Here is a 26,899-nt window from a genome sequence, read left to right on the forward strand (position 1 = left end):
CGGCCCGGCGGGAGGCATCATGAACTTCACCGACACTTTCATCCGCCGTCCCGTGCTCGCCGCGGTCGTGAGCCTTCTGATCCTCGTGCTCGGCTTGCGCTCGCTCGTCGCGCTGAAAGTGCGCGAGTATCCGCAAACCGAAAACGCCGTCGTCACGATCACCACGGCCTACTACGGCGCGAGCGCCGATACGGTCGCCGGCTTCATCACGCAGCCGCTCGAAGCGGCGATCGCGCAGGCGCAAGGCATCGACTATCTGTCGTCGTCGAGCATCACGGGCGCGTCCGTCATCACGGCGACGCTGCGCCTGAACTACGACTCGAACCGCGCGCTGACCGAAATCAACACGCAGATCGCGTCCGTGCGCAACCAGTTGCCGCCGCAAGCGCAGCAGCCGGTGCTGAACGTCCAGGTCGGGCAGACCACCGACGCGATGTACATGGGCTTCTACAGCGACGTGCTGCCGAGCAACAATGTCACCGACTATTTGCTGCGCGTCGTGAAGCCGAAGCTCGATTCGATCGAAGGCGTGCAGACGGCGGAAGTGCTCGGCGGGCGGCAGTTCGCGCTGCGCGCGTGGCTCGATTCGACACGTCTCGCCGCGCACGGCGTAACGGCCTCCGACGTCTACACGGCGCTCGGCAACAACAACTATCTGGCGACGCTCGGCACGACCAAGGGGCAGATGGTGAGCGTCGACCTGAACGCAGGCACGGACCTGCACACCGTCGACGAATTCAAGAAGCTCGTCGTCAAGGAGAAGAACGGCGCGATCGTGCGCCTCGAAGACGTGGCGAACGTCGTGCTCGGCGCCGACAACTACGATTTCAACGTCGCGTTCAGCGGCAAGCGTTCGGTGTTCATCGGCATCAAGGTCGCGCCGGACGCGAACATCCTCGACGTCGCCAAGCGCGTGCGGGCCGCGTTCCCGGCGCTGCAGCAGCAGTTTCCGATCGGCATGACCGGCGAAATCGTTTATGACGCGACCGACTTCGTCAACACCGCGATCAACGAAGTCGTGAAGACGCTGATCGAGGCGCTCCTGATCGTCACCGCCGTGATCTATCTGTTCCTCGGCAGCCTGCGCGCCGTGATCATTCCCGTGATCGCGATGCCGCTGTCGCTCGTCGGCACGTTCTTCGTGATGCTGATGCTCGGCTATTCGATCAACCTCCTGACGCTGCTCGCGCTCGTGCTTGCGATCGGGCTGGTCGTCGACGATGCGATCATCGTGGTCGAGAACGTCGATCGCCACATGAAGCACGAGGGCAAGCCGCCGCTCGAAGCGGCACTGATCGCCGCGCGCGAACTCGGCGGCCCGATTCTCGCGATGACCGTCGTGCTCGTCGCGGTGTATGTGCCGATCGGCTTTCAAGGCGGGCTGACGGGTGCGCTCTTCACCGAGTTTGCGTTTTCGCTCGCGGGTGCGGTGACGGTATCCGGCGTGATCGCACTGACGTTGTCGCCGATGATGTGCTCGCGCTTCTTCCGTTCCGAGCAGGAAGGCGGGCGCCTCGTGCGCGTCATCGATCGCCAGTTCGGCCGCGTGCATCGCGGCTACGGCCGCCTCTTGCACGGCCTGCTCGATACGTGGCCGGTCGTCGTCGTGATGGGCGCGCTGCTGCTCGCGGGCACGGTGTACCTGTTCATGACGTCGAAGTCGGAGCTTGCGCCGCAAGAGGACCAGGGCATCGTGCTGTCGCAGATCCAGGGGCCGCCGAACGCGACGATTCAGCAGATGCAGCTGTATTCGGACCAGGTGTTCGAGATCTCGAAGTCGCTGCCCGAATACTCGCAGATGTTCCAGCTCACCGGCTCGCCGACGATCAATCAGGGGTTCGGCGGCGTGCTCTTCAAGACCTGGGACAAGCGCAAGAAAGGCGCGACCGAGCTGCAGGAGGAACTGCAGCAGCAGTGGAATACGATTGCCGGCGCGCGCATCGCGGCATTCCAGTTTCCGCCGCTGCCCGGCTCGCAAGGGCTTCCCGTGCAGTTCGTGATCAGCACGACCGAGCCGTTCGAGAATCTCAACGACATCTCGCAAGCCGTGCTGCAAACGGCGCGCGCAAGCGGCATGTTCTTCTTCGTCGACAGCGACCTCAAGCTCGACAAGCCGGAAGCGACGCTCGTCGTCGACCGCGATAAAGTCGCATCGCTCGGTCTCTCGCAGAGCGACATCGGGCAGACGCTCGGCGCAGGGCTCGGCGGCGACTACGTCAATTACTTCTCGATCGCCGGACGTTCGTACAAGGTGATCCCGCAGGTCTTGCAGACCGATCGCCTCAATCCTTCGCAAGTGCTCGACTACTACCTGCGCACGCCGGACGGCAGCGTCATTCCCGCGTCGACCGTCACGCACATCGAGCACAAGGTCGTGCCGGAATCGATCAACCACTTTCAGCAGCTCAACTCCGCGACGATCTCGGGCGTGCTCGTGCCGGGCGTATCGCAAGGGGAGGTGCTCGATTTCCTGCGCAATACGACGAAGCAGGTTGCGCCCGCGAGCTATTCGGTCGACTACTCGGGTCTCTCGCGTCAGTTCGTGCAGGAGTCAGGCGGCTTCGTCGTCACGCTGCTGTTCGCGACGATCATCGTGTTTCTCGCGCTGGCCGCGCAGTTCGAGAGCTTCCGCGACCCGGTCGTGATTCTGGTGTCGGTGCCGATGGCGCTCTTCGGCGCGCTCATCTTCATCAACATCGGCCTCTCGACGCTCAACATCTACACGCAAGTGGGGCTCGTCACGCTGATGGGGCTCGTCAGCAAGCACGGCATTCTGATCGTGCAGTTCGCCAATCAACTGCAGCTCGCGGGACGCACGAAGCGCGAAGCGCTGGAGGAAGCCGCCGGCGTGCGGCTGCGGCCGATCCTGATGACGACGGCGTCGATGGTGTTCGGCGTGGTGCCGCTCGTGATCGCGTCGGGCGCCGGCGCGGCGGGGCGCAATGCGATGGGGCTCGTGATCTTTACGGGGTTGTCGATCGGCACGCTCTTTACGCTGTTCGTGGTGCCCGCGATGTATATGTTCATTGGAGCGGACCACCACCGGGGCGCCGCCGCAAGCGAGGGCTCTCGCTGAAGGCACGCTGTCCCGGGCTCCATCAGGCATTCACACGCGATTGGCCAACACGCCTACCCTAAACGCAATTCAAGTACTTTAGCGTAGCCTGCGGATAGCGTCCCGAATCTTGCTTGCCTGCTCGATCAGTCGGGGAATGTTAATCGCATCTATGGAACGGATGGCGATCGCGGCTCCGAGCAAGTAGAACACCCCCTGTACGAGTGAATACAGATCCCGCTCCAGAAAATCGACCAACTCGCGCGACAACCTAGCTCTGGCCGCAATGTATGAAATATCGACATTACGGGCATGCTGATCCAGCACGACATCTGCGGCAAGCCGGGCATGAATTCTAGAAAACGTTCTGGTGTCGCAGCGCCGGCGTATGGTGCCGAACGCCACAGACAGCACGTGTTGGCCTGCGGCGAGATAAAGACCATTTATATTCGCCATGAGCAGCGAATTGATGGCAATCCCCCAAAGCCACGGTCTTGACAATGCGCCACCGGGCCGAACAATGCGCACCATCTCACGCGCAACAGTCGCAGGGTCACGGCAATGCATCAGCAGGGTCTGGCAGGTTGCCATGTCGACTGAATCGATGCCGGGCAACGCTTTCTGCGGCACCCCAAGGTCCGGGCATTCGAACCGATCCATGCCGATGCGGTTGGCATTCCGCTGGAGAACGATGTAATCCTGATGCCACCACGAGAGTCGGTCATCGCTCAGGTAGTGAGCAAAATTCCTATCGTCTGATAGGCCTTCATGGGATCGGTAGTGTCCGTGAACACGTTCATCGATGATTTCGACAAAATTCGATATAGGCAACCCTTAGATCGCGAGGAGAACTTAGCATCCTATTTTCCAAGCTTGCCAGCGTCATTATTGAGCGAACATTTTGCGAAATTCCATCTAGATAATACATTTCCCCTCCCCTATCCCTCTTAGCTGACGACCGCCCTAGGCGGCCGTCTAGGTGGTGAATTTAACTATCAATAGGCTTCGCCGGTTTGATCGTGAGCGATCATCCGCAGCGGGGTCCAGCGAAAGGATGTGTCTGCTTTACCTGAATCCCCATATGCGATTCCAACTCTTTCATTGTTGACACGAGCACGAGCGATATCGTTTTTCTCAATATTAAAATTGGACATAATCTTCTCAAGAGGAATGACCATGAAATTCTCCATTGTGAAAATTGATAAGTGTTCCGCACACATCGACTGGGAGAACAGCACGTTTCCCATGCTATGAAGAGTGCTTACGCGACGAAATCGGAATAGTCCGAAATGCGACTTCCACGTTGCTAGTAGCGCTGTCTTCCGGAACGTGATCGTGAATGGACGATTCGCGACGCGTTTCCACGCGATGCTGCGCCCGGCTCAAGCGAAACAACACCGGGGTTGACCGCCGACGGGTAGCGGACTATGTGGATTGGGAGCTCATCTACGGATGGTCATCAACTTGTATGACCAAGAATTCACACCATCGAGCAGGTGCGCGCCGTACCGGACGGCACCCGGATCCTCGAACCTGTCCCTGCATCTGACATCTACGCGCTGCGCGTGGGTCGCATCGATACTCGGACGCCCGCGCTACCGTCAGATCAGGCGCGCAAACCGCAGACTTGTGCTGTGTACCTTCGCCAGTTAAGCGGTTTCAGCCAAGCACGCGCCAACTCGCTCGTGCGACGCAGGCTGAACCGCAATAAGCGGGTTCGCTCCCAAAGCGCGCCCACTAATGCTTTTGTGTTGCGCTCCATGGATGGCGATATGAACGCGCCGACCGAGGCCGAGCGCGAATGTGGCCGACTCTCCGGTCCAACTATGGTGGCTGTGGTGCGGCGCATGTATCAGGTCCAGCGTGACGAACGTTTCGTGCGACCGCAACACCTGTCGCCATCGCACCTGTACAACCCACGACGCTCGCCAGCGTATCGTGTGCGCTACATGGTTCACACGAACACAGGCAGCGATCCCAAGGAAGCCGCTATCGCTGTGCGTCGCGCCCCCGGTACCCGAGATACGGCCCTGCCTGTTCGGTGCCGAGGTGCCCAACCCGCGCAACCCAGACGCATAAAGCGTGTCCACCGGCACTAGGACGTCATAACGCTGCGGGAGAAACTCGCGAACCTTCCGGTCGATCGTTCGCGGACGCAGGGCGAGCGCAGCGTGGGCCAATCGACGGGTTCGCCGCTGCGCCAGCGTTACCTTTCAGATGAGCAGCCGCGAAATCTTGGTCCCTTCGAGCGACACCCCCGCCATCAGCCCGGCGTTGGTCAGCACGAAGGCTTCGACGGGCGCGGTCGCTGTCGACGTGTCCACGTTGCCGTTGGCGCCGATCTTGACCAGCGCGACCGTGGCGTCCGCTCCAGCCGCCCACCCCTGGCTTTGGAGGAAGCGATCGAACGCCTCCTGCGTCATGAACGCAAAGACGATCGCCTTCGATTGCGCGCCGATCTGCAAGCCGAACGAGCCGCCTAGGATGCTGTAGTAACCCGTCGTCTGCCCGTTGACACGCAATGCGCCCTCGCCGTACTGCCCGCCGATCCAGAATCCGGCTGCAATCACAGACGGAAAGACGAGCACGCCGCGCGCCTTGTCGAGCAGCTCGTGCGATCCGCTCACTGCGTTGTAGAGGCGAGCCAGCGTTGCGTCGTAATCGGCGTTGATCGTATTGCGCTTATCCGTGTTCTCCGCGGTGGTGTTTCCCGAACCGAGCGGTGTAGTCGTGCAGCCGGCAAGCACCAGACCGCTCGCGGCGACGCTAACGCCGGTGCCGAGAAGGAATTGACGTCGACGCATAGATGTTTCCTCTAAGGAGAGAGTTTGACTTCCCGTGCCGGGCAGAAGAACACGCACACGGAAGCCAAAAGATTGTACTGGCCCCTCAGACCCGTGCCTTAAGACTGAGTTCAGCGCCGTGGAAACGCAATCGTGAATTATGCCGAGGGCGAATACACGGCGCCGTGCCGGCGCTTGCGCCGCCGTTCTTGCTTCGTCGCGCTCCCATCCCGCTTGGCGGGCAAACACGCCGGTAACACGACTTACGCTTCCTTACAAACTCCCGCAACGGTTGTCTTCGTTGCTTGACAGCTCCACCAGCACATCGCCGCGCTCGCGATGACCGACAGCGGCGAGATCTATTTCTTGCCCGAGCCGATGCGCAGGCTGTCAGACTTCGCACCCGGCGTGACGATCAGCACCGTTCGCGAACACACCTCGGACTTGCGCGAGGCTATGGAGAGAGGCGCGTCGATCTCGCGCTGGGATTCGTGCCCGGTCTCAAGGCGGGCTTCTTTCAGCGGCGCTTGTTCCGGCAACGGTACGTCTGCCTCTTTCGCAAAGAACACCCGTTCGCGAAGGAGGGTATGACGCTCAAGTCGTTCACGAACGCCGAGCAGGTCGCGATCGTCGCGAAAGGCACGGGCCACAGCATGGTGGACGACGTCATTCAGCGCGCGGGCGTGGCACGCCGCGTTCGGCTGACCGTGCCGCACTTCGTCGCCGCGGGCCACATCCTGCAGACGAACGATATGATCGCGGTCGTTCCCGAAGCCTATGCGAGCCGTACGCTCGCACCCTTCGATCTGAAGATGGCCCCTTGTCCGGTGAAGATCCCGGACATCGTGATCAACATCATTTGGCACGCGCGAAACGACAAGGAGCCAGTCAACCGCTGGCTGCGGCAGTTGATTTTCGATTCGTTCTCACGGTAGCAGCGTACCTGGAAGCGCCGAATTGACGTTGCGCCCGCATCGCATCAAGTGCCGCGCGCCGGCTTCCCTTTGTCCCGCTTGCCGCCACAACTCGTCATTTTCCGGCATGCCCCATGCTATCCTCGTGTGCAGGCACCCGGCTGTGCGTCCAAGCGTCCTCCCTCCTCCGAGGACACCTCCCCCAAGCAACATCGAACACTATGGACTATCGGCACCTTCAGAATCGCAAGAGCATGCACGGGCGCATCGTGCAGGAACTCGGCATCCAGATCGTCAGCGGCAAACTCGCGCCCGGCGAGCGCCTGCCGCCCGAGCCGAGCCTGTGCGAAATGTACGGCGTGAGCCGCCCCGTGCTGCGCGAAGCGACTCGCGTGCTGGTCGCCAAGGGCCTCGTGGTGTCGAAGCCGCGCGTGGGCAGCGTCGTGCGCCGGCGCGAAGACTGGCACATGCTCGATCCCGATGTCCTCTATTGGACGCTCAACAGCATTCCCGAAGGCGAGTTCTTCCGTTCGCTCCTGACCGTGCGCCGCATCATCGAGCCGGCGGCGGCCGCGCTCGCCGCCACCGAATCCACCGACGAAGACCTCGCGCGCATCAGCGCCGCCTACGAGCGCATGGAGCGCGCCGAAACCGCGGCGGCACTGCTCGAGCCCGATCTCGAGTTTCACCGCGCGATCATGGCGGCCACGCACAACGACATGCTCGCGTTCATCGGCAACATGATGTCGCTTGCGCTGTCGGAATCGATCAAGCTGACGAGCCGCCATCCGGATACTCACGCGCTCTCACTGCCGCGCCACAAGGCGATTCTCGTCGCGATCCAGAATCGCGATCCGCTCGCCGCTCGCCACGCGAGCCTCGTGCAGCTCGAAAACGCGCGCGCGGATGCCGATTCGATCCTCGAAGTCGGCAGCCGCAATGTGAGCTGACTCGACACGCAACGCACTTGATTGCCAGCGTGTGAACGAAGCGCGGGCGGTGTTTTCGCTTGACCCCCTGAGCGAGTAGCCCCTTCATTTAGGCGCCTTTTTAGTCTTACTATTTAAGACGAAGGCTGCCATCAATCTGCTTAAAGGCTTCGTCTCTCAGCGATCGCAAGGCGCAATCGCGTCGCTCGCCCGCATTCCTGAATGCCAGTGACCACTTAGTGAAATAGTCGGACTATATAAGGGTATACATCGATTATTAGCGAAAAATCCCTGTTATAGGATTTTTCGAGACAGTCGTTATGCGCGCGCATACACTTGACGAATCCGCAGGTTTCGCAGCAGTTGTCAGACTTGGAGCCCCGTGTCTGCCACGGCCGGCTCGGCCTTTTGATGAAGGTGGTGTTAACAACGAAGAGAAACGGAGGATGACATGGCGCATGAGCGCGAAGACAAGGAAGAAGAAGTTCAGGGCATGCGTCGGGGGCTGCTGCAGGGTGCCGGCCTCGCGACGGCACTAGCGCTTCTGGGGGCTGCCGCAACGCCGGCGCAGGCGGCCGAAGCGAATCCGTTCCCAGGGCACAAACGCTGGAAAGTCGTATTCGTCAATCACGTCACGACCAATCCGTTCTTCGTGCCGACGCAATACGGCATTCAAGACGCAGCGGCCATGTTCGGCATGGACTATCAATGGACCGGCTCGGCCAATGCGGACGTCGCCGAAATGGTCAACGCGCTCAATGCCGCGGTCGCCGCCAAAGCCGATGCGATCGCCGTGCCGATCGTCGATCCGAAAGCCTTCGACAAACCGATCCAGAACGCGCTCGACGCGGGCATTCCCGTCTTCGCGTACAACGCCGATGCGCCGGCCGGCACGACCAATCCGCGCCTCGCCTATATCGGCCAGGATCTCTATTTGTCCGGCTACCAGATGGGCGAGCGCATCGCGAGGCTCGTCGATAGCGGGCTCGTCGCGCTCTTCATCGCGACGCCGGGACAGCTCAACATCCAGCCGCGTCTCGACGGCGCGATGGCCGCGATCAAGAAGTCCGGCAAGAACATCGACGCGCAGATGATTGCAACGGGCGCGACCGTCAACGAAGAACTGTCGAAGATCAAGTCGTTCTATCTGGGGCACCAGGATCTCAAGGGCATGTTCGCGGTCGATGCGGGCAGCACGCAGGGCGTCGCAGAAGTGATGAAGGAGTCGAACCTGCAATCGAAGGGCGTGCATGGCGGCGGCTTCGACCTGTTGCCGCGCACCGTCGAGCTGATCCACGAAGGCGTGCTCGATTTCACGATCGACCAGCAGCCGTACGTGCAAGGCTTCTACACGATGATGGAAGCGTTCGTGTTCCTCGCATCGGGCGGACTGGTCGGGCCCGCCAACATCAATACCGGTCTGAAGTTCGTCACCAAGGGCACGGTCGATCCGTATCTGAACACTTCGACGCGCTATGAAGGCAAGAGCACGAAGCCGCAAATCGTGCCGCGCAGCGGCGCAATCAAAGCGTAATGGCATCCGTGACAGACAGCAGTAAAGCGCGCGCCCGCCCGAAGTTCTGGGCGGGCGCGATCACACGATCGAGCGAAGCCCGCATCCTGCTGGTTGCGGTGATTCTTAGCGCGTACTTCGAGGTGGTCAATCACGACTTCCTCCTGACCAACGCGAGCCTTCAGAATCTGTCGCAGTTCATCGCGCCGGCTGCGATCATCGCTTGCGGCGAGATCATGCTGATGATCGGCGGCGAAATCGATCTCTCGGCCGGGATGGTCTTCGCGTTCGCACCGTTCATCATGCACTTCGCCAACGATGCGGGCTTGCCCGCGTGGGCCTCGCTGGTCTTAGGCGTGCTCGCGGCGGCGGCGGTCGGGTTCGTCAACGGCGCATTGACGGTGTACCTGCGCATTCCTTCTTTCGTGACCACGCTCGGCACGCTCTTCTTCGTCAACGGCTTCACGCTGACGATCTCGCGCGGCACGCCGGTTTCGCCGCCCGAAGATGCCGGTTTCGCTTCCATCTTCGGCGCTTGGGGTTACAGCGAAATCATCTGGGCCGTGGTGATCGCGCTATTCATGCACGTGCTTTTACGCCAAACGCGATGGGGCCTCCATACCGTGGCCGCCGGCGCCAATCCGCTAGGCGCGAGCGAAGCCGGTATTCAGATCAACCGCCTCAAGCTCGGCAACTTCATCATCGCCGCGGTGTTCGCGGGATTCACGGGGATTCTCGAAGGCTTTCGCATCACGTCGATCGATCCGCAGGCCGGCGGCAATCAGATCATGTTCCTCGCGGTGGCCGCTGCGGTGATCGGCGGCACGCCGCTCGCGGGCGGCTCGGGGACGATCATCGGCGGGCTCATCGGCGCGGCCGTGCTCGGCATCCTCAACGACGGCTTCACGCTGATCGGCATCAACGCGTTCACGTTCAACATGATTCTCGGCGCGGCGATTCTCGTCGCGATGATCTTCAACATCCACGTGTCGCGTCTCGCGCGCAAGGGAGACTTGTGATGCCGGACGCGAAAGACGCCTTGCGTGTCGAAGACATCGTCAAGCGTTTCGGGCCGGTGACAGCGCTCGACGGCGTATCGCTGACGCTTGCCGAAGGCGAGATCCTCGGCATTCTCGGCGACAACGGCGCGGGCAAATCGACGCTGATGAAGATCCTCACGGGCTTTCATCAGCAGACGAGCGGCAAGGTGTTCGTGCGCGGCGAGGAGACGTTGCTGCGCTCGGTCGACCATGCGCGTTCGCTCGGCATCGAATGCGTCTATCAGGACCTCGCGCTCGCGAATTCGCTGAGCATCTATCACAACATGTTCCTGAATCGCGAGATCGTCTATCCGGGGCCGATCCGCTTGCTGAACAACCGCGCGATGCGCCGCCGCGCCGCCGAGTGCCTCGACGACATCGGCGTGAACGTGCCGTCGGTGGATCTGCCGGTCGAAAAGCTGTCGGGCGGCCAGCGCCAGGCGATTGCCGTTGCGCGCGCGGTCAATTCCGATGCGCGCATTCTCCTGCTCGACGAGCCGCTTGCCGCAATGGGCGCGCGCGAGGCGGGCCTCATCATCGATCTCATCATGCGGCTCAAGCAGAAGGGCAACATCTCGATCGTGATGATCATGCACAACTACGCACAGACGCTCGATATCGCCGATCGCGTCATGCTGATGCAGCGCGGGCATGTGACGTATCAGCGGGATTCGGCGAGCACGTCGGTGGCCGAGCTCATGGATATCGTGCGGCGGGAGTATCGGGCGATGCGGATGAATGGGAGTTGAAGCGAGTTTGCGGGATTAGGTCGCATCCCGTCGCGTTATCGGTCAGAGGTGCGTTAACGCATCCGGCCACAACTCATCTATTGGTCGCGGGTTCCTTGTCATTCGCGGTTCGCTCGACTGATGCCTGCGTGCCGGCCCGAGTGGGAGACATTGAATGACAGTCTCTGCTCAGCCCCGGCCAGTTCCAGTCTACCGCGTTGCGTCGTGATTAAATGAATGTACGCGGGCTTCAGCTTGAGTCGAAATCCAAGCAGTTTGCGCAGCGCCACTCGCGTAGCTAAGTAGCGGATTCGGTCGGCTGGTTGGCGGTATTGCGAAGCACGCGCGCGTTCGGAATCGTTAAGAATTGAGTCGTTTATAGCGATTTCGAAAGGCGGCATTACTAGATGCCATACCTCAAAATCCGAGGGCCAGCGTCCGGCCGCCTGCACTGGGTAATCTGAGGCTCCATTTAGTATTCCCCAGCCGCTATCCCAAATGTTATTCGCAAAGAGACGTCGGCCTACCGCGCGTTGAGGATGATGTTAAGCACACGCCGCAGCGGTTCGGCCGCACCCCACAGCAGTTGATCGCCCGTGGTCAACACGCTGTAAACCTGCGACTCGACGTTGAGGCGTCGCAACCGGCCTACACCGACCTTTAGCGACCCGCCGACAGCTGCTGGCGACAGCCGGTCGATCGTCTCCTGCTTGTTGTTCGGCACGAGGTCGACCCACTCATGCGCGTCGCGAATCAGCGCTTCAAGACGGTCGAGTTCGCAGTCCTCCTTGAGCTTCAGCGTGATCGCTGCAGAGTGGCTCTGCAGCGCAGCGACGCGCACGCAGAGTCCGTCAACTCGAATCGTCCGTGGAGGCAGCCCGAGGATCTTGTTCGTCTCAACCTCGCCCTTCCATTCCTCGCGGCTCAAGCCGTTGCCGAGGTCGCTGTCGATCCACGGAATGATGCTGCCCGCGAGCGGCACGCCGAATGCCTCGGTCGGGTAGTCGCTCGCGCGTGCGGCCGTGTGCGCCTTCGTCAGTACGTCGAGCACCGGCGTATTCGGGTCGGCGAGGCTATCGTCCACGCGCTTCCCAACGGCCGACATCTGGCCAAGCAGTTCCTTCACGTGCGGTGCGCCGGCGCCAGACGCCGCTTGGTAGGTCATCATGCTCATCCATTCGACGAGCCCGGCGCGGAACAGCCCTGTCAGGCCGACAAGCGACAGCGTAATCGAACAGTTGCCGCCAATATAGTTGCGCACGCCTGACGCAATGCCGGCCTCGATCTGTGCGCGATTGACGGGGTCTAGCACAATGATTGAATCGTCGTCCATCCGCTTCGCGGAGGCGGCATCGATCCAGAAGCCGCCCCAACCCGAAGCACGGAGCACCGGATAAATGGCCTTCGTGTACTCGCCACCCTGGCAGGTGATAACGATGTCCACCTCGCCGAGCTGTTCGACCGAGTTCGCATCTCGCAAACAGTGCTCGACGCCGAGCGGATCGCGATACGTGCGCCCCACTGCCGACGTGCTGAAATACGTCGGCGAGATTTTCGAGAAATCGCCCTCGTCGCACATCCGCTTCAACAGCATGGAACCCACCATGCCGCGCCAACCTACCAGTCCAACTTTTGTCATTGTCTCTACCTTGGTGAAAAATTATCGCGATTCTTTCGAACCAAGCTCAACATTGCATGATTTCGCCGGGCCGAATTGCTCTCGGAAAATGCGATATCACGAATTCCCGGCGCGAATGGCCCGTGCCTCATCCGTCACCTCGCGTAGTATCCATTCGTTACCAGCCCGCCAGATCGCGTTCGAGGATCTCTTCCGACTGCCCTTCGAGTTCGTGCGGATCGTGGCTGCTGCAGATCACGATCGCGACGAGGTCGGACAACGACCTCGGCGGCACGCCGCGCGTGCTGCCGACGCGTCCTGCCTGATCGATTGAGCGGATCGTCGAGTACCCAGCGAGCACATCGCGGAAATCGGGCAGCGGTGCGTCCCGAAAATTGAAAAGCGTCAGCGCGCGCGAATGAACGGGCGCGTAGCCTGGTTCCGGGCTGCGCTGCGCGGGGCGGCCCCGCAGCGCATCGGACAGGATCTCGGGCTGCGTCGCGAGCCCGCCGAGATGCGCGTTGGCGTTAGTCGAGCCGCGGATGCCGCCGATCCGCGGATTGAGTTCGATCAGCACCGGGCCGTTTGCCGTGACAAACAGCTCGGTGTGCGCGAATCCATTGCGGTACCCGAGCGCGTCGAAACATACCGCGAGGTAAGCGGAAATCGATGCGATCCGCTCCGGTTCGCGGACAAGCTCGTAATAGCGCCTCAGCGATCCATGCAGGCTTCGTCCATCTTCTGCTTGATGCGTCCGGCAAGAATGTCCTTATAGAGCGACAGGTATGACGGCTCGACGACGATGTGATCCTCTATCAGTCTGTGCAACTTCTCGACGTTGCACATCGGTACGCCATGGTGGTGTTTGCGAGGCGATCGCCGCCCCGACGCTGGCCAGGAATAGCAGCAAATAAAGCATGTATTCCTGCTTGATCTCGCGGCTCGCCTTGGCCTTGTCGACACCCGGCAACGTCTTGCCGAGCAGTGTGCGCCAGAGGATCCGTGCGACGCGCTTGTAGCGACTCAGGTCGAAGAAAGTGCGTGTGAAGCCAATCACGGAATTGAGGTTCGAGAAACGATAATTGAAATGCTCCAGATTGCGCGATGTCCCGAGCCAAGCGTGATGGCGCATGTGATCGTAGCGGTAATGCGCATTCGAACTCGCGATGAATATCCCGCATATCACACCGCACAGGCGATTAAGAGCCGGCGAGCGGAATGCATGGCCGTGCATGCATTCGTGCTGCAATTCAATCAGGTGTGCGAACATCAGGCCGTTCACGAGCACCGCTATCGCGATCAGCACATAATTGCGCGTCAGCGTAACGAGTGCGGTCGCGCCTGCAATAATCAGCAACGCGATCAAAAATTTTGTAATAAAATGTAGCGGCTTTCGAACAAACACTTCGGGTGGGAGAGATTGCCGCAGGTCCTTTCCCGATACGAACGCAAGGCTCAACTCGACGTCGTGTTTCAAATCTCCTTCGGGCGCTTGCGCCGGATTTGCGTCGCGATACAAAAGCACAACATCGCTCATCTAATGTCCTATTTCTTCGTGAAATACTCGATCTACTCGAATTAATACGAGCAAAGCAGAGTTTAAAGTAAGTGATTGCGTGAGATATCCAAGTCGTTCGGATCATCCGGTGTCACGCCCTGCGGCGAGTCCACAGCGCCACATGGACAAAGTGTCCCTCTGCTAGTAAACACAGCACTTCGTTGAAAGATTACCAACGCTCATATTTCTTATGGCAACTAGAGCCGCTCCATTCTTCACGAACATCAACCGATTCTAGATTTCGCCCATTCAATGTGATCTTGAGATTGCACAATTTAACCCTATATTTTTTTAAGAAAAATCCATCAGGGAGATAGGTTGTAAAGAGATATCGATGTGATAAGGCGCTGCATCGTCGATTCGATCGAGCGGCATAGCAGGATGTGGAACGCAGAAGACGAAGTCGAGTCCACCAGCATTGTCGATCGTCTAGGACTGCGTCGACGGCAGCATTGATCAACCCGTGTCTTCTGAAATTTTGCAACCACTGTTCACTCATAGTTGGCCAAGGATCGTTGCCGTCGAAAAAAAACAGGCCTGCGCTCGGAGAGCCAGCGACGCATTAGCGGCGTATCGATACCTCCAGAAGTATTCGAAATCGCAGCAAGATGTCCGACGGAATAATCGACTGTAACCACATAGTCCATTGAAACGCCGGCAGAATGAAGTCTTCCGTGTCCGCAAGCCAATGCGCGATGATTAACGATTGGTCGCACGAATTGGCAAATCCACTTTTTAAAGGCTTCCACCGTGTTAACTCTAATTGCTGCCTCGGTACAATCATCGAGCTTTCTAATTAGCGGTCCCACATCGCGCCTCCCGCGTAAAGTCATTTAGATTAGGTATATGATCTCGTGACGCAAATAGCGGCGGAAAGACACTACAGGGACGTGGTATAGCAACATACACGCCCAGACATCGGCAAAATATGTCGTCCGTTTTTCGATATAATTTATATTTCCAATTAGAAATGTATTAACAATTCTCCATTTCTTGCAAGATGCAACATACGCGATTGGATATCGCGCGATGCAAATGAATGGGAAGTGATCCGCGGTTTGCACGAGAAAGCGAGTCCCATAGATCGCGAAATGTGCGGTCTACTCTGCGCCAAGGGCCAAACCCGACCTGAACGGCTGACATCCGTGCATGTCGACTGCCGCCAATATGGAATGCAGGCCCTTCGCCGTTTCGTCGTCGCAGTGTTCGAGCACGCATTGCGCCGCCCGCAGGATCGGCATGCGAGCCCGCAGGCGCTCCGCGCCTGCGTACACATGGCGCGCAAAATCGATGGGCCTACCGGGTGACAGGTGTTCGATCAGATCCCGATCGCCGGGGCCGAAGTTCACTGATTTCGGCGACTCGCCGATATCGCCCGCCGTTTGGCCGGACGACCCGAAGGTTTCGGGCGTCATGCGGTCGGCCAAATCCAATAAGCGCAACCCGAGCGCCAGTATCTCGTCGCGGCGCGTCGCATGGTTTGCCGCTATGCGCCGCCCCAGCCGGCCGTCGGGCCGGCTCGCGCGCAATGCTACGGTGACAGCATCCGGATGCCCCGGCGCGCACCCGTTGCCGTCCTCGACGCACAGCCATGTCGAGCCGATCTGGAATCTGATAGCTGTTCTCATTGCATGGATCATCGGTGGCTTCTTCCGCCGGAAATCGGCGATCGTCCGCCCATGGGTCGAATCAAAAAGGCTAACTCGGTGATGTAGCTGGCCATTTGGCGGAATGCTCGCTTGTTGACAGCGAATCCGAAAAGTGTCTGACCAATTTCTCGCATGCCGTCGGCCAAAGTTATCGAATTGCAAAAATGCAACGCTTATCTCATTCTGGTTAATTTAAATGAGCGGTCCAAAGATACAACCCATCAGGATAGATAGGTGCGACGTCGCGTTTAGCACTGAATGATTGATGCCCCAAACGGCAGCCATCGCCTGGTGGCCGCAAGCGTGACGTGCTGAGCACCGGCCGCGAGCAAAGAGGAATCATGGAACTCGGAAAACAGTCGACCTACCAATCAAAATACAATCCGGCCAAGCTTTTCGGCATAGATCGGAAAGCAAAACGGCGTGAAATTGGCATAACAGGCGATCTGCCATTCCACGGTTTTGATGTTTGGAACCACTACGAAGTGTCTTGGCTGACGCCAAAGGGCCTGCCTCGCGTCGCCCTTGCGCAAATCGTGGTGCCGTGCGATTCGGCCAACGTTATCGAATCGAAGTCGCTGAAGCTGTATTTCAATACCTTAAACAACACCTCATTCGACGACGCAAATGAAGTCGAAAACGTAACGTCACGTGATTTGTCGATATGCGCGGCTGCACCGGTTTCCGTCAGCCTCCACACACTGGATAACCCCATCAGTGCCATGTTCGGCCTACCTCATGGAACATCGATCGACAACCAGGAAATTCCCATCGATCACTATCAAGTTGATCGACAACTGCTGCGCACATGTGACGAACGGATTAACGAGACGTTGCATTCGAATCTCCTCAAATCAAATTGCCTCGTCACCGGCCAGCCCGATTGGGGAACGGTATCGATCTCCTATGACGGGCATCGGATCGACCCGGCATCGCTGTTGAAGTACATCGTGTCGTTCCGAAATCATGAAGAATTCCATGAGCAATGCGTAGAGCGCATCTTCAAGGATATTTGGGACCAGTGCGCACCGTCTCGTCTTACCGTAGGTGCCCGTTACACTCGCCGAGGCGGCATTGACATCAATCCTATCCGGAGTTCAGAGCCCATTCCGGAGATCTTGAACACGCGCCTCGTGAGGCAGTGAGCGCATTTTGCACACGCGAGCCATGGAACAGCCATCCCATCAAATTGAAGCGGTCTTCGAGCCCACAGCCAAAGACGAAAAGATTTTCGTTCTGGTCCGCGTGCGCGACTCCGGGGCCACATTTAAAGTGTCACCACACGACCTGAACAAAAAGGCATGGCTTGAAAAATTCTCGATGGAAGATGTTGCGCACATTGGCTTTCTCAACGCGGCAACGTATACCGACGGGCTCGTCCCCCTCAAATACTTTCCGACTCGCAAGCGTCAGCTGACGCAAGCGGTTCTTGCGCTTGCGTTGCTCTTCGTCGGCTTTCTCATGCTGTCGAACGTAACGGGAGGGCGCCTGATAGCGATCAACCTGGCTTGGCATGTATTGCCTGGAAATTTCAGCGTTGATCTGCCGGCTGGACTCATCGTATTTCCGATGACCTACGCTTTTAGCACCATGATTACGGAAGTCTACGGATTTCGCGTGAGCCGAATCGTGATTTGGGGCGGGCTGGCGGTCAATTTCATGCTCGTCATCGGGATGTGGCTGCTATCCTTGCTGCCCAGCTCGCCGGTTTGGGCTGCGCGCAATATCGCTCTTGCTCAAGCCTACGCGGTACTCGCCGGCGAATTCGCGAGAACGTTCGTGGCATCGACGGTAGCGTATTTCGCCGGAGAGTTTCTGAACACCATTTCCTTGGCAAAGCTCAAGATAGCAAGCGCAGGGCGGCACCTGTGGGCTCGCGTCGTATTCAGCACAAGCATCGCCATCGTCATCGATAGCGCTCTGTTTTGTACGATCCTGTTCTGGGGACGACTGCCCGGGAAGGTGATTTTCGCCATCATTGGTGTTCAGGTGATGGTGAAGACCCTCTACGAATTGGTCCTGCTTCCGCTGGTGACGACCGTATCGAGGCGCCTCAAGAAAATGGATGGGGTCGATTACTACGACTACCACACCAATTTCAATCCTTTTTCATTCAAGGATTGAATATTCTCGACTCGGTAACTACGCCCAGAATGGTAACGCTATCGTTCAAGATTGCTGCTGCTTCATTGGCCGTTTGATTCATCGGCTTAAGGTAGATTTCGTTGCCGTCCTTGACGATTCGTCGCGGGGTCGGCACGCAATTGTCAAACGACACGACAGCGACCTGAAAATCTCGGTAAACGTCGCTGGGTTCGACGACGATGATTGAGCCTTCACGAAACCGCGGCGCCATGCAAGGCGTCGCCCGGGCAGCGAAGGTACCTCGTTTCTTCGGTGAATTTACCGTCAGCCATTCAGTCCTGAGGCCGCCGCTGTTACCGCCGCGCGCAAAAGCGAGCATTTCTCCCCAACCCAGAATCGGAATCGGGTATGCGCGTTCGCTGTGCAACAGGTAGCCGACGGTGGACCCCAGCGCTTCCGCGATGGCCGTCAGAGTACTGATCCGGGGATCTTCCGTCGAAAGCGATAGCACGCGGCTAAGCGTAGCCGGAGAAATGCCCGTCTTGCGCTCCAAGTCGGCGTCGGTCATTCCCTGCTGGTGCATGAGCGCTTTGATGCGCGCAACCATGAGGACTACTCTCTGGCTCATTTTCATCAGACTGTGTCGAGTTTCCTCTATTGCGAAAAGGCTCGTACGCCATTCATGACGTTCTCCGCATTCGTGCGGCGCGGCACTCCTCGGAGCCAAGACGATTTGAAATATGCAATTAGACGGAGGCGCGACCGGAAGCCTAAACAAGATAACCCCGATCAATGTCTTGGTCAAAGACTGCCCGGGATGCCGCCATCACCGCTTTAGCCCGGCTTCCACTTTCCCGGTCAGCCGCTCGGCCCAGCCGCGCAGCATCGCGTTAGACGGCGCAACCGGCAGCGAATACGCGAGGATTCGATAGACGTCGTTGCGCCGCACTTTAGATACCTTCGCCGGGTCCAGCCAGTATTCGTTCTGCACGAGAAGCAGCAGCGTCTCCAGACCGATGACGATCGGCCACAAGCACGCCAATCGCAAGCGAACGGAGCATGCGGAAATCGCGAACATATAATCGAGCGCCTCGCGAAAGTGATCGAGCGTCGTGCGTACCAGCTCGAACATCAAGGGCCGCGCGCGAAGCGAACCATCGGGCAGCATGAGGTCTTGCGGACGCAGGCCGTAACGGTCCAGCATCGCCGTCGGCAGATAGCAGCGCCCAATGCGCAAATCCTTCCCGCAGTCGCGCAGCACGTTCACCATTTGCAGCGCTTTGCCGAAACGCACGCCACGGTGCACCATCGTTTCGAGTTCCGCCTTGAGCGCGCCCGGCACGTGTGCGTCGGTCATCTTGGTCCAGAACTCGCCCACGCATCCGGCTACCAGATAGGTGTATCGGTCGAGTTCCGCGAATTCGCGCAGCGCCGCAACCCGCCCCGAACGTTCGTCGGGAAACGTGCGCAGATCGAATTCCATGCCTTGCGTGAGCGTCGTCACGATTTCGCGCACCGCCGTCCGGTCGGCATCGCTCAATTGCGCGAGCACCGTCAGCGCCGGACCAATCGATTCGAGCAGGACCTTCTCGTCGGACTGCGTTTGCTGGCCCGCGACTTCCTCAGCCAGACGCCGCGTCAGCGCCGGATCGTCCGCCGTGCCGTTGACCTGCGCACGCAGCGCCAGCAGCAGGGCCAGGCGTTGCTCGGGCGAAATCAGCGACGTGTCCGCGATCGTATCCGCCGCGCGCGCCAGCAGATACGCAAGGCCTACGGGATCTCGCATCCCGGCGGGCAGCACGCGCAGCGTGAGGTAGAACGAACGCGAAACGCCTTTTAGCAGAGGGCCAAGCAGGAAGGCCCGAGTACGGTTGCTCATGAATGAATGGGAGTCGTTGGCGGCCGAATCAGGCGCAGCCGAATTGTATCCGGCATTCGGCGGGAGAACCCGACAGCAGGCTTGCGATGGACCGGGGCGTCTAGTGACGCCGTCGCGCGAAGGTGGCGGCTCGTCCCGGGCAGGCTTTGGTTCGCGCAGTAGAATGAACGCCTTGCGAAAGGGCCTTCGATCCGATGAAACGATATCGCCCGCATACTCCTAATTTCCTTCGCGACCACGCACATCCCGTGTGGCGCGATCTGGCCGTGACGACGATTCCGGTCGTCCTGCTGTTCGCCGCCGTGATCGCGGCGATCGTCTGGCTGATCGATCCCGCGCCGCCCAAGATCATCACGATGAGCGCCGGGCCGCGCAACAGCATATTCATGCAGACGGCCGCGGAATACAAAAAAATCCTCGCGCGCAATGGCGTGACGCTCAACGTGCTCGAGTCCGACGGCTCCGTGCAAAACCTGCAGCGCTTGCTCGATCCCAAACAGCACGTCGACTTCGCGCTCGTGCAAGGCGGCGTGGCGGACGGCGTGAATGTGTCGTCGCTGGTGTCGCTCGGCAGCATTCGCTACTTGCCGATCGCCGTGTTCTACCGCGGCCATGGCGTGACTCACCTGGCCGACCTCGACGGCAAGCGGATCGCGATCGGCCGCGAGGGCAGCGGCACGCGCTTGCTGTCGCTCAAGCTGCTTGCGGCGAACGGCATCGTGCCCGGCGGCACCGCCACGTTGTTGCCGTACGACGGCATGCAAGCCGCAACGGAGCTGATCAAGGGGAATATCGACGCGGCGCTCTTCAGCGGAGACTCGGCCACGCGCGAGATGATGCAGGGATTGCTCACGATACCCGGCATTTCCGCGCTGGACTTCACGGAGGCGAGCGCCTACACGCGGCTCTTTCCGTATCTCAACGAAATCGATCTGCCGCCGGGCGTCCTCGATCTGAAAAGCACGGTACCGCCTAAGACGATCCACCTGATCGGCCCGACGGTCGAAATCATCGCGCGCCCGAGCCTGCATCCGGCCATCTCGGACCTCATCATCGAAGCCGCGCAGGAAGTTCACGGCACGGCCGGACTGCTGCAGAGCGCCGGGCAATTTCCGAATCCCGTCGCGCAAGACTTTCCGATCAGCGAAGACGCGTCGCGCTATTACAAGTCCGGCAAGAGCTTTCTCTACCGCTACCTGCCGTTCTGGCTCGCGACGGTCGCCGATCGCCTGCTGGTTCTGCTGCTGCCCATAGCGGTGCTGCTGATCCCCGGCTTGCGGCTCATCCCCGCCCTCTTCCGCTGGCGCGTGCGCTCGCGCATCTATCGCTACTACGGCGCGCTGATAGCGATCGAGCGCAGCGTGCTCGACGGCGCCACGGAGGAAGAACGGCGGCAGCTCATGGCGGAACTCGACGACATCGAGGACTCGCTCAATCATCTGCGCATGCCGCTCGCCTATGCGGACACGTTCTATGTGCTGCGCGAGCACGTCGGCTTTGTGCGTGCCCACCTGAACGACCCGCACTGGGCGCAAGCGAGCACGTAGCGGCGCGATGCGCGGCTCGTCGAACTATTCGGCGACGCATTGACGGGTCTCGAGCCCGCTCGCAAACGCTTCAAACCCGTCGATCGGCAACGGACGGCAGAAATAGTAGCCCTGGTAGGCATGGCATCCCGCGGCCGCGAGGAAGTCGCGCTGCGCCTCGGTCTCGACGCCCTCGGCGAGCACGCCCAAGCCCAGGCTCCGCGCGAGCGCGACGATGGTTCGGGCAATCGCCGCATCGTTCGGATCGACCAGCACGTCGCGCACGAACGAGCGGTCGATCTTCAACTGATCGAGCGGCAACAGCTTCAGATAGGAAAGCGACGAATAGCCGATGCCGAAGTCGTCGAGCGAAAACACGACGCCTTTCGCCTTGAGCGCGCCCATCTTCTCGGTGATGTCCTGCACGTTGTCGACGAGCACGCTTTCGGTCAGCTCCAGTGTGAGCCGGTCCGGCCTCGCGCCGGTTTGATCGAGGACGGCCAGCACCTTGTCGACGAAGCCGGGCTCGCGGAACTGCTGCGCGCTGACGTTGACGGCGATCGTGAGGCGCGCCATCTCCGGCCGCGCCGACCAGCGCGCGAGTTGAGCGCACGCGATCTCCAGCACGCGGTACCCGAGCGCGAGGATCAGCCCGGTCTCCTCCGCGAGCGCAATGAAATCGGAAGGCGGCACGATCCCGCGCTGCGGATGCTGCCAGCGCACGAGCGCTTCGACGCCCGTCACGCGATCGCCGTCGACTTGCGCCTGGTAGTGCAGCAGGAACTGATCCTCGTCGATCGCGTGGCGCAATGCCGCCTCCAGCGCGGCCCGCTCGACGACGACCGTCTGCATGTCCGGATCGAAGAAGCACATCGCATTGCGCCCGCGCTCCTTCGACTTGTACATCGCGAGATCGGCCTGCTTCAGCAGCTCGTCCATCGACGCCTGGTGCCCCCGGAACACGGTCGCCCCGATGCTGGCCGTGGTGCGGTAGTCGATGTCGTCGAGCTGATACGGATTGCCGAGGGCCGCGATGATTTGCTCGCCGAGCGCTTCCGTCTGACGCGCAGCCTCCTGCCGGTTCTCGCTCAAGCTCCCGAGCACGACGACGAATTCGTCGCCGCCCACGCGCGCCACCGTATCGCTTTCGAGCACGCTCGCCGCGAGGCGCTGCGCCACTTGCTGCAGCAGCAAGTCGCCTTTGTCGTGGCCGAGCGTGTCGTTCAGCGTCTTGAAGTGATCGAGGTCGATGAAGAGCAGCGCACCGCACGCTTCGCTGCGCGCGCTCGACGTGATCGCCTGCTTCAGCCGGTCCATCAGCAGCGTGCGGTTGGGCAGGCGCGTCAGCGCATCGAAGAAGGCCAGCTCCTTGATGCGCTCTTCCGCGATCTTGCGTTCGGTAATGTCGTGATGCGTGCCGACGAAATGACTGACGACGCCATCCTCTCCCGTCACCGCCGCAATCGTGAGCCACTTCGGATAGATGTCGCCGTTCTTGCGACGGTCCCAGATCTCGCCCTGCCAACCGCCCTCGCGGCGAATCGTGTCCCACATCTCGCGGAAGAAAGCCGCTTTGTGGCGGCCCGAATTCAGGATGTGCGGCGTCTTGCCGACGATTTCATCGGCCGTGTAGCCCGTGCATTCGGTGAAGGCCGAATTCACGCGCAAGATCTTGCCGCCGGCGTCGGTGATCATCATCGCCTCCAGCGAGTTGAAGGCGACCGCGGCGATGCGCAGCTCGGCCTCGTGCTCGCGCAATTCGCGCGTCATCGCGGAAGCGAGCCGCATCGCGCGGCCGCGGCCGGTCACGAGCAGCCACGCGAGCAGTGCGAGCAAGAGGCTCAAGCCCGTGCCGGCGAGCGCGATCACCATTTCGGCGTGGCGGCCGAAGCGGGCCTTGAAGTCGTCGCCTGCGTTCAGCGTCAGCGTCCAGTCGTGTCCGGCGACAACGAGGTACTCGCTGGCCGAGAGCGCGGGCGGCTGATGCGCCGCCGCGCGCGACGAGCGGTGCATCAGCGAAGCCAACGACGGTTCGACGCCGTCGTACACCGCCAGCGTGAGACCCGGCGGCTCCTCGCCGTACAGGCTCGCGATGATGTCGCGCATGTGGAACGATGCGTAGACCCAGCCGATCAGGTGCGCCCGGCGTTGAGCGACGGTGTCCTGCGGCTCGCCTTGCGCATAGATCGGCAGGTACATGATGAAGCCGGGATGCGCGTCGGTCTCCGAATCGACCGCGAGGCGCAGCTTGCCGGTGATCGCCGCCATGCCGGAATCGCGCGCCCTTTCCATCGCGTTGCGCCGCACCGGGTCCGCCCAGGTATCGAAGCCGATCCGCGTTCGATTGCGGCCGACATACGGCTCGCGCTGAATGATGGGCGCGTAGTCGCCACGCGCGCCGCCGGGCTGAATCATGTAGTTCGTCACGCCTTGGCGGCGCATCTCGGCGACATGCGCCGCTTTCTGCGCAGCCGGCACCCACGCCACGATGCCGATCGCCTGGATGCCGGAGAAGGTCGGGTCGAGACCGAGCGTGCCGACATAGTCGCGAAAATGGCCGCGGTCCATCGTGCCGGTCGCGGAAAACAGACTCTGCACGCCGCGCAGCATCAGCTGATATGTCGCCATGCGCTGGTCGACCCGGCTCACTGCGTCGCCCAGTGCGAAATCGAACTGGGACAGCGATTCGTGCCGCGCCGCTTGCCGTTCGTGATCCCACACGATCCAGGTCAGGCCGAGCGCGCCGGACAAGACCAGCAGTGGAATCAGGAATTGACGTGCCCAGCTCACGGCGGCAATTGAACGTCGACCATGGAATCGGCCAGGTCGGGTTTGAAATATTTGCGGAAGATACGGCGCACGGTGCCGTCGGCGCGCATCTGATTCACGAGATCGCGCCACTTCTGCTGCTCTTCTAGCGACAAGGCTTTCTTCGACATGATGAGCCCGTGCGGAATGGCGGGATCGTTGAAGTCGACGACCGTCGTGACATCGCGAATGCGCTTCTCATCGATCGCCGGGTAATCGAACGGCTCGATGATCATCCCCTGGATGCGGCGCAGGATCAGTGCTTCGTACAGGGGTTCCAGGCCGCCACCCTGGCTCACGCGGTTTTCGGCCGCGAGCTTGTCGACCAGTCGATTGGCCGAGTCGCTATAGCGAAAGCTGCGAATGACGCCGAGTTCGAACTGGTCGTGGTGCTCGAAATCGGACATCGTGCGGATGCCGGAATCCTTGCGCACGAGCAGATAGTATTTGTCGCTGAAGTACCACGCGAAAGACGCGTACTGATTGCGTTCGTCGTTGGCGATGCCCGACAAGCTGAAATCGAGCGCACCCGATTCGATCAGCTTCCAGATCCGCGCACGCGACATCAGGCTGACGTTGATCTTGCAGCCGCTGCGGCGGATCAGTTCGTCGGCGAAGTCTTTGTCGATGCCGGTGTCGCTGTCGACCGAATACAGCAGGCCGTGATCGTGCAGCGCCAACGTGTAGGGGCGCGAGCAATCGGGGCCGCCCGCGAATGCGCTGCAAGCGCCGAGCGCCAGCAGCAAGCCGGCAATACCGTGTCGAATCACAGTGCCCCCTCGTGGAAAATCGAAAAGCTCCGTTCGCATTATCGGCAACGCCGTGCGGTTCTTGAGGGCGGGTTTGCACTACTTCGAGAACATTCCTTTGCCGTCGCGCGGCGAGGCTTGTTCATTCGGCGGCCGGTTGAGCCGGCGCGGAGCAGCGCCCTTCGACGACAAACCTTCCTCAGGCACGGATTGCCGCGCTCGACGAACCTCACGCAGACGCCGCTCGAGCCGCGACCATCCAGCAGGCCGCCGTAAAGCGAACTTCACCCCCGTGAACGTAGGGCTCAAAGGCCGCGCGGACCGTTTCGACCACCTGCTCGCGAGTCCGGTCATCCGCCTCTTGAAGCATCAGACCGACCGGACCGAGCCTGCTCAAGTATTGGAACAACGCAGCCTCCGGCATGGTGCAGGCGACATCGATCGGCCGGATGTCGACGCTACACTATACGAGTTCGAGTCGACTTGAGGTCAAGAGAACAAACAGCACGTGCAGAGCGCTTCGGCAAACAGCGGCTGACATTCGGCCTTCATTTTTCCAACAGTCAGAATATCGCTTACTCAATTTAAATTAATAAATATAACTAACTACACGGTGCAATTTGATGCCGGTAACTTGTACCATCGCTCGCCGATTTAATCGCGCTCTCCGTGTCGTGCCGATTGGGTTTTTGATTCGTATTTGGCGTAAACGCTTAATTGTCCCGATGCCGCATTTCATGCCGCTGTGCAGCAACAGAGAAAGCGCTCCGCGAACAGACTAGTCTATGGCGGCCGACTGGAAGATCGACGAATTTCCGCAGACAAAATAACGGCGACCAATCTTCCCAGGCAGATAGGTCAATTCAATTGGTATCGGGCACGGCAACACGATCTAATCGGCCTTTCGTAGGCACCGCTCCCATCTCGTTCAACCACAGGAGAGCATCATGACCCTGCCCCACATCGAAGGCGTCGCCAGGGCAATTGCCTCGGACACCCACGCCCCCTTCGAGGCCGTTGAAAAAATGTGCGAAGAGACGTGGACCCAATTCAGCGAAGGCGCGCGGATCATGGATTACCTGCCCGTCTTGGTCGCCAGGCGCGTTCGCGAGAGCTTGCGTAACAACACCAGTCAGACGTGACCCGGTCGAACATGACTTCCCGTGCTATTCGATACCTGGGGCGCAAGGAAAATTGCAATGGGAATGAATTACGGCGCGCAAGCGCCAAGAAAGACGCGCTTTTAAACAGGCTCGACCCTTAGGTGCCAGTCAGCTGATGAACGTCACCCTGCCGGTGTGCAACTCGTACATCGAGCCGACGATCTTGATCTGGCCTTTCCTCTCCAGGTCCGCGAGGACTTCGCTATTGCTGCGTATCTGGACGATGGCATGCCGTACGTTCGACCGCGCGACCGCATCGACAAAGTCGGCATTCTTGCTCGTGCGCTCGCCCTCGTAGTCCGTTGCCTGGATCGCCGGCTTGATCGCTTCGAGCAGCCCCGTGAGATTTCCAAGCTGCACGTTGTCGATGGCGCCTTTGATTGCCCCGCAAGCGGTATGCCCCAACACCAGGATCACCTTCGCGCCCGCCACCGCGCAAGCGAACTCCATACTGCCGAGCATGTCCTGATTGGCGACGTTTCCGGCTACCCGTGCATTGAAAGTGTCGCCGATGCCCATGTCGAAAATGACTTCAGCCGGCGCACGGGAGTCGATGCAGCCGAGCACGATGGCCGCCGGGTATTGGCCCGCCGCACTGGATCGCTTCTGCGCAAGGTAGTTTTGCTCCTTCATGTTCCCGGAGCGAAACCGCTCATTGCCTTTTTTCATCATTTCGACGACCTGGTCGGGCGTCAAGGCGTCCCTTTGCGCCTTGGTCAAGGCGGCCGCAACGGCCTCGGCCGGCCCAAATCCGATCCCGCTCAACAACGCCACGGTGCAAGCGCCCGTACCGCCTTTCAGCCACGCTCGCCGTCCGCTGTCCTTCGGGTGATCGGTCATGCAGCAATCTTTAGCCGAATCCATGAGAACCTCCCTCTCAAAGGATCGATACCGCGCGGCCC

Annotated in this window: 22 protein-coding genes and 2 pseudogenes; 10 read left to right on the forward strand and 14 right to left on the reverse strand. The window is 60.2% G+C overall.

Annotated elements, in window-relative coordinates; translation table 11 throughout:
* Positions 1–19 precede the first annotated feature (19 nt).
* Positions 20–3,076, forward strand: a complete 3,057-nt coding sequence (locus J3489_RS07370) for an efflux RND transporter permease subunit (RefSeq protein WP_206997056.1) — start codon at positions 20–22, stop codon at positions 3,074–3,076.
* Positions 3,077–3,154: 78 nt separating this feature from the next.
* Here the strand turns inward: J3489_RS07370 and J3489_RS07375 are convergent, their stop codons facing one another.
* From J3489_RS07375 to J3489_RS07385, 3 genes are all read right to left on the reverse strand, one after another.
* On the reverse strand, positions 3,155–3,886 hold the full coding sequence (locus tag J3489_RS07375; RefSeq protein ID WP_206997057.1) for an ABC transporter six-transmembrane domain-containing protein: 732 nt from the start codon (positions 3,884–3,886) through the stop codon (positions 3,155–3,157).
* 164 nt (positions 3,887–4,050) lie between these two features.
* On the reverse strand, positions 4,051–4,233 hold the full coding sequence (locus J3489_RS07380) for a hypothetical protein (RefSeq protein WP_206997058.1): 183 nt from the start codon (positions 4,231–4,233) through the stop codon (positions 4,051–4,053).
* Between the two features lie 1,035 nt (positions 4,234–5,268).
* Positions 5,269–5,859, reverse strand: coding sequence for a BPSL1445 family SYLF domain-containing lipoprotein (locus J3489_RS07385; RefSeq protein ID WP_206997059.1), 591 nt, complete (start codon positions 5,857–5,859; stop codon positions 5,269–5,271).
* Between the two features lie 312 nt (positions 5,860–6,171).
* Here J3489_RS07385 and J3489_RS07390 point away from each other — a divergent pair.
* The 5 genes and pseudogenes from J3489_RS07390 to J3489_RS07410 form a co-directional block, all read left to right on the forward strand.
* A pseudogene (locus J3489_RS07390) lies at positions 6,172–6,773 on the forward strand (LysR substrate-binding domain-containing protein); the annotation flags it as partial.
* A gap of 200 nt (positions 6,774–6,973) precedes the next feature.
* Positions 6,974–7,702, forward strand: a complete 729-nt coding sequence (locus J3489_RS07395) for a FadR/GntR family transcriptional regulator (protein WP_206997060.1) — start codon at positions 6,974–6,976, stop codon at positions 7,700–7,702.
* 430 nt (positions 7,703–8,132) lie between these two features.
* Positions 8,133–9,215, forward strand: coding sequence for a sugar ABC transporter substrate-binding protein (locus J3489_RS07400; protein WP_206997061.1), 1,083 nt, complete (start codon positions 8,133–8,135; stop codon positions 9,213–9,215).
* A complete protein-coding gene (locus J3489_RS07405; RefSeq protein WP_206997062.1) occupies positions 9,215–10,213 on the forward strand; it encodes an ABC transporter permease in 999 nt (332 codons plus the stop codon). Before J3489_RS07400 ends, J3489_RS07405 begins: the two co-directional genes overlap by 1 nt.
* Entirely contained in the window at positions 10,213–10,983 is a 771-nt protein-coding gene (locus J3489_RS07410) for an ATP-binding cassette domain-containing protein (protein ID WP_206997063.1), read from the forward strand. The genes J3489_RS07405 and J3489_RS07410 overlap by 1 nt, the downstream gene beginning before the upstream one ends.
* A gap of 98 nt (positions 10,984–11,081) precedes the next feature.
* Here the strand turns inward: J3489_RS07410 and J3489_RS38765 are convergent, their stop codons facing one another.
* The 5 genes from J3489_RS38765 to J3489_RS07430 form a co-directional block, all read right to left on the reverse strand.
* Positions 11,082–11,363 carry a 4'-phosphopantetheinyl transferase family protein gene (locus J3489_RS38765; protein ID WP_374193433.1) on the reverse strand — a complete coding sequence of 94 codons (282 nt, stop codon included), beginning with the start codon at positions 11,361–11,363 and terminating at the stop codon, positions 11,082–11,084.
* A 122-nt stretch (positions 11,364–11,485) separates the two neighbouring features.
* The gene (asd, locus tag J3489_RS07415) at positions 11,486–12,601 is read right to left on the reverse strand and encodes an aspartate-semialdehyde dehydrogenase (protein WP_206997064.1); all 1,116 of its coding nucleotides are present in this window, start codon (positions 12,599–12,601) and stop codon (positions 11,486–11,488) included.
* A gap of 157 nt (positions 12,602–12,758) precedes the next feature.
* On the reverse strand, positions 12,759–13,157 hold the full coding sequence (locus J3489_RS07420; protein ID WP_206997065.1) for a hypothetical protein: 399 nt from the start codon (positions 13,155–13,157) through the stop codon (positions 12,759–12,761).
* A 192-nt stretch (positions 13,158–13,349) separates the two neighbouring features.
* Complete coding sequence (locus tag J3489_RS07425; RefSeq protein ID WP_206997066.1) at positions 13,350–14,117, reverse strand: fatty acid desaturase; 768 nt, start codon at positions 14,115–14,117, stop codon at positions 13,350–13,352.
* A 1,121-nt stretch (positions 14,118–15,238) separates the two neighbouring features.
* The gene (locus J3489_RS07430; RefSeq protein ID WP_206997067.1) at positions 15,239–15,766 is read right to left on the reverse strand and encodes a hypothetical protein; all 528 of its coding nucleotides are present in this window, start codon (positions 15,764–15,766) and stop codon (positions 15,239–15,241) included.
* Between the two features lie 362 nt (positions 15,767–16,128).
* Here J3489_RS07430 and queF point away from each other — a divergent pair, with 362 nt between their 5' ends.
* A complete protein-coding gene (gene queF, locus J3489_RS07435) occupies positions 16,129–16,932 on the forward strand; it encodes an NADPH-dependent 7-cyano-7-deazaguanine reductase QueF (RefSeq protein ID WP_206997068.1) in 804 nt (267 codons plus the stop codon).
* Between the two features lie 22 nt (positions 16,933–16,954).
* Entirely contained in the window at positions 16,955–17,911 is a 957-nt protein-coding gene (locus J3489_RS07440) for a queuosine precursor transporter (protein ID WP_206997069.1), read from the forward strand.
* On the opposite strand, the gene J3489_RS07445 is transcribed toward J3489_RS07440, so the two are convergent.
* Entirely contained in the window at positions 17,901–18,479 is a 579-nt protein-coding gene (locus J3489_RS07445; protein WP_242539853.1) for a LexA family protein, read from the reverse strand. The genes J3489_RS07440 and J3489_RS07445 overlap by 11 nt on opposite strands.
* A 219-nt stretch (positions 18,480–18,698) precedes the next feature.
* Entirely contained in the window at positions 18,699–19,751 is a 1,053-nt protein-coding gene (locus J3489_RS07450) for a phytoene/squalene synthase family protein (RefSeq protein ID WP_206997071.1), read from the reverse strand.
* Positions 19,752–19,945: 194 nt separating this feature from the next.
* Here J3489_RS07450 and J3489_RS07455 point away from each other — a divergent pair, with 194 nt between their 5' ends.
* Entirely contained in the window at positions 19,946–21,298 is a 1,353-nt protein-coding gene (locus J3489_RS07455) for a TAXI family TRAP transporter solute-binding subunit (RefSeq protein WP_206997072.1), read from the forward strand.
* 24 nt (positions 21,299–21,322) lie between these two features.
* Here J3489_RS07455 and J3489_RS07460 read toward each other — a convergent pair whose 3' ends face one another.
* The 3 genes and pseudogenes from J3489_RS07460 to J3489_RS37485 all read right to left on the reverse strand — a co-directional run.
* Positions 21,323–24,067, reverse strand: coding sequence for a bifunctional diguanylate cyclase/phosphodiesterase (locus J3489_RS07460; RefSeq protein WP_206997073.1), 2,745 nt, complete (start codon positions 24,065–24,067; stop codon positions 21,323–21,325).
* Positions 24,064–24,894, reverse strand: a complete 831-nt coding sequence (locus tag J3489_RS07465; RefSeq protein ID WP_374193434.1) for a substrate-binding periplasmic protein — start codon at positions 24,892–24,894, stop codon at positions 24,064–24,066. The genes J3489_RS07460 and J3489_RS07465 overlap by 4 nt, the downstream gene beginning before the upstream one ends.
* A 169-nt stretch (positions 24,895–25,063) precedes the next feature.
* Positions 25,064–25,297, reverse strand: a pseudogene (locus J3489_RS37485) (SAM-dependent methyltransferase); the annotation flags it as partial.
* Positions 25,298–25,781: 484 nt separating this feature from the next.
* Here J3489_RS37485 and J3489_RS07475 point away from each other — a divergent pair.
* A complete protein-coding gene (locus tag J3489_RS07475) occupies positions 25,782–25,976 on the forward strand; it encodes a DUF3562 domain-containing protein (protein ID WP_206997076.1) in 195 nt (64 codons plus the stop codon).
* A gap of 129 nt (positions 25,977–26,105) precedes the next feature.
* On the opposite strand, the gene J3489_RS07480 is transcribed toward J3489_RS07475, so the two are convergent.
* Complete coding sequence (locus tag J3489_RS07480) at positions 26,106–26,861, reverse strand: carbonic anhydrase family protein (RefSeq protein WP_206997077.1); 756 nt, start codon at positions 26,859–26,861, stop codon at positions 26,106–26,108.
* Between the last annotated feature and the right edge of the window lie 38 nt (positions 26,862–26,899).

It is taken from the genome of Trinickia mobilis (genome assembly GCF_017315705.1).
GTDB classification, from domain to species: Bacteria; Pseudomonadota; Gammaproteobacteria; order Burkholderiales; family Burkholderiaceae; genus Trinickia_A; species Trinickia_A mobilis.